A 3,514-nucleotide genomic window follows, 5' to 3' on the forward strand; every position below is an offset into this window, starting at 1 on the left:
CCAGTATCCAGCCAATCCATGTGCTGAAACAGTCAGATACATATTTTGAACAGCCATTGCTACGGAAGAAATTTCTTCCATCAATGGAATTCCTTCTGATCGCTTCATCAAGATTGCAATAACATGAGATGCTTTCTGAGGGTTGCTCAGGAATTTGTCATAAGTAGCTTCAATGAATGGTGTTCCATTCTTTTCGGCTCTCATCTTATACATTTCCGCTTGATATTTTCCGAAAGTTTTTAAGCCTTCTCCCTTGTAGACAATAAACCTCCAAGGTTGTGTTAGTTTATGTGTTGGCGCCCATCTAGCATTTTCAAGCATCTCTTCGATGATGCTGTCATCGATTGGGTCGTTCTCTTTAAATTGTGCGACAAACATGGATCTGCGTCCACGAATGATTTTGTTGACTTCTTCAATGTTGAAATCAGGTCTTTCCATGTTGATTGATTTTATTCTTTATCTCAAATCGAATAATGAAAGCTTAAAGTTCATTACTTAATGAGTTTTGTCAAGAATTCTCGAATATCCTTTGACAAGGCATCGAAATCTTCCTGATGGTTATACATCATGTGACCTGCCTCGTAGTATTTCATTTCTATTCTTTCCTGAGGAAAATTATGTCTAGCAAAAGTAAATTCCGCGTCAAAAAATGGAGTGATCAAATCATAATATCCATTGGCTACCATTACTTGCATCGCAGTATTTCTGTGCATCGCTTCACTTAATGATCTCGCAGTACTCACATAGCTCGGTTCCCAATAAGCACCATCTGGTACAGGTTTCCAATTCCAATTTCCTCCCATTGCTACTGCGGATGAATAATAAGGGCGATCCATTTCTACACCTAGCTCTCTTGTCATATAATCATTCCAAGTTGCCGTATATGCAGCTCCGGTCATATAACTACTAGGGTCTCCTAAAACCGGCCCTTCCGCAGCTTTATCAGTTTCTGTAGCCAAGTATCTCCCATCCAAGGTACCAATCGCTTTTCCTTGATCACGAAGAAGTTCCTTTTTAAATCGATGCATCAAAATCTGATTATCTGACTGAAGAATAAAATCTTTGTCCAAACCGGTGAAATAAACTAAACGATCAGCGATGTTGGATTTTTCTGCCTCACTTTGTTTTTCTCCCATGAACAAGGAGTTTAAATAATCACCATAAGCAAATTCTCTGGCTTCTTGTACAAAGGTTTCTAGTTCTTTCCCCTCTCCAGCTTTTTTGTGATACCAAGCTGTGGCAGCCATCGAAGGTAGGTAGGTAAAAAAAGATGTCAAATTATCTTCCCAAGAGGAGGAACCGGCATAATCCAAAGCTTGAGAAATTAAGATAATTCCATTGATCGCCATAGTTTGACCACCTCCTTCTAAAACTTCAGCGATTTTTGCAGCTCTGGTAGTTCCAAAACTTTCACCAGCAATAAACTTAGGTGCTTGCCATCTTCCGTGTTTTGTAACCCAAGTTCTCATAAATTGAGCAATAGATCTTGCATCTTCATTTAATCCCCAGAAGTCTTCATTTTTTCCAACTCCTTCTATTTGACTAAATCCTGTTCCAATCGGGTCAATGAAAACCAAATCGGTGATATCCAACAATGCTTGTGGATTATCGACAAAAGTATAAGGAGCAGATCCATCATCAATTGTTGCCTCACTATCTGTTTTTACCACCTTTGGCCCAAAGAATCCCATGTGCAGCCAAAAAGATGCAGATCCTGGGCCTCCGTTAAAAATAAAGGTTACCGGTCTTTTAGATGAGTCAACTCCAGTTCTGATATATGCTGTACTCCATAATCCAGCTGTAACTTCTCCTTTTGTATTTCGAAGAAAAGTTTCACTAACAACTGCTTTATAGTCAACTCTCTGCCCATTAAAAGTTCCGGACATTGCTTTCTCAAACTTCAGGGGATCTCTCGTGACTTCTTTTGATTCTGGGTTTTCATCTTGGGCAATTGCAACGAAGCTGAAAGAAAAGAGTATTGCAAAAATCGAAAGAATCGTTTTCATATTTGGTGGTTTTAAGATTCTAAAATATACTTTATTTGGATATAAGCCTTTCAACAAGTAAAAATCCCAAAGTAGCTAAGAATAAGTTTGGACCTAGTTTTAGGCCACTTCGGTCTGCCGTCACCTGTCTGCCGTCTTTTATAACAAAGAAATTAAGTCAACTGACATCATTGAGAATAATAATCAATTTTAATAATTGAAGGCAAGTTTCATTCCTCCATACCAATTCCTTGTTGGGGCGGGCTGGTAATACCTTCCTCCAAATGGATTAAGATCATTCCCCAGCGAATAGCTTTCATCCAGTAAATTATCAATTCCTGCAAAAGCTTCCAGTTCCCAAGCTTTTCCTATCCACTTTGCCCAGCCAAACCGTAAGTTGACCAAATTATAGGCATCTTGATATACCGTATTGGCATCATTCAAAGGAATTCCATCGGTGAATTGATGGGTCAAATTCAAATAAAAACCAAGGGATGTTCGTAGATCAACTCTACTGACCAAAGTGTTTGGTGAAACTCCGGTAAGATCATTTCCTGAATAGTCGTTATCCTGTTTTTGATAATCTTTAAATGTAAAGTAGTGACCCGTAAAAGCTGTTCCGATTTTCAGATCTTGAAAAAGACCTTGATTGTTTTGAAGGATTGCATAATCAGCACCTAACTCAATTCCTTTTTGATCTGTGGCTCCTGCATTTCTGAAAAGTACAACTCCTTGTTCATTGGTGTAAGTTGTGATCGTTTGTTTCAGCTGGAAATAGAAGGCGGTAGCTTCGATATTCAATCGGTCTTTTCCAAGTCGGTATCCAAGTTCCGTGTTTAGGCCTTTTTCAGCCTCCAAATCCAAATTTAAACTACCTTCATTCGTTCTTACTTCATCAATGGTGGGAGGAGAGAATCCACTACTCAAGCTACTGAACAATGATGAAAATTGATTTAGCTGATAATTGAATGCCAACCTTGGTACTACAATCGGATCGAATTTTCTGCTTTGTAATCCCAAGGGACCTCCAGAAGCATCAACTTGCCGATCAATTTCAAAACTTGAGAAATTCTCGCTGAGTCCAATAGTAACGAGTAGCTTTTCAGATCCTTGCCACTCTGCTTGCTGGAAAAGGAATCCCTGAGTTGCCCGAAGTTTATCTGCAAATCGTATGGTATCGGCTACACCACCTCGATTCCCGAAGTTTTGTGCGTCCGTAAAGCTAGTTTGGTATTCAGCACCCGCGATAACCCTTAATTCTTTTCCGCCTAACTCGGTGTCAAAGACAAATTTTGTTCTTCCGCCAAAACCAAAACCCAATTCCTTTTTATAATCCAGATTGAAAGGATTTTCAAAATCATTGGTATTCAAATAGACAACTGTATTGTTTTTAACTTTTTCAGAAAACTTATATAAGTGAGCAAAAGAAGCAAATACTGATTGTTGAGAAATTGAAGCGTTTTGTTCGACTGATCCGGGCCTTGCTTGTGTTGGATCAGCTGCAAGTTGGTCAGCGTTCAGACCTCCTG

At 39.1% G+C, this 3,514-nt stretch carries 3 protein-coding genes; all 3 read right to left on the reverse strand.

From position 1 onward, the window contains the following. A partial coding sequence (locus Q0L68_RS11885; RefSeq protein ID WP_296703325.1) for a nitroreductase occupies positions 1-438 on the reverse strand: 438 nt, incomplete at its 3' end. 53 nt (positions 439-491) lie between these two features. Next, positions 492-2,006 carry a peptidase S10 gene (locus tag Q0L68_RS11890; RefSeq protein WP_296703330.1) on the reverse strand — a complete coding sequence of 505 codons (1,515 nt, stop codon included), beginning with the start codon at positions 2,004-2,006 and terminating at the stop codon, positions 492-494. A 189-nt stretch (positions 2,007-2,195) separates the two neighbouring features. Then, positions 2,196-3,514: TonB-dependent receptor (locus Q0L68_RS11895; RefSeq protein WP_296703332.1), on the reverse strand; the 1,319-nt coding region annotated here is incomplete at its 5' end.

The sequence above is a fragment of the Algoriphagus sp. genome, from assembly GCF_024642405.1.
GTDB lineage: Bacteria > Bacteroidota > Bacteroidia > Cytophagales > Cyclobacteriaceae > Algoriphagus.

What these genes read in the sequence shown, in the direction of transcription:
- Q0L68_RS11890 (WP_296703330.1), bottom strand. Translation starts at nt 2,006, where the DNA reads ATGAAAACGATTCTTTCGATTTTTGCAATACTCTTTTCTTTCAGCTTC.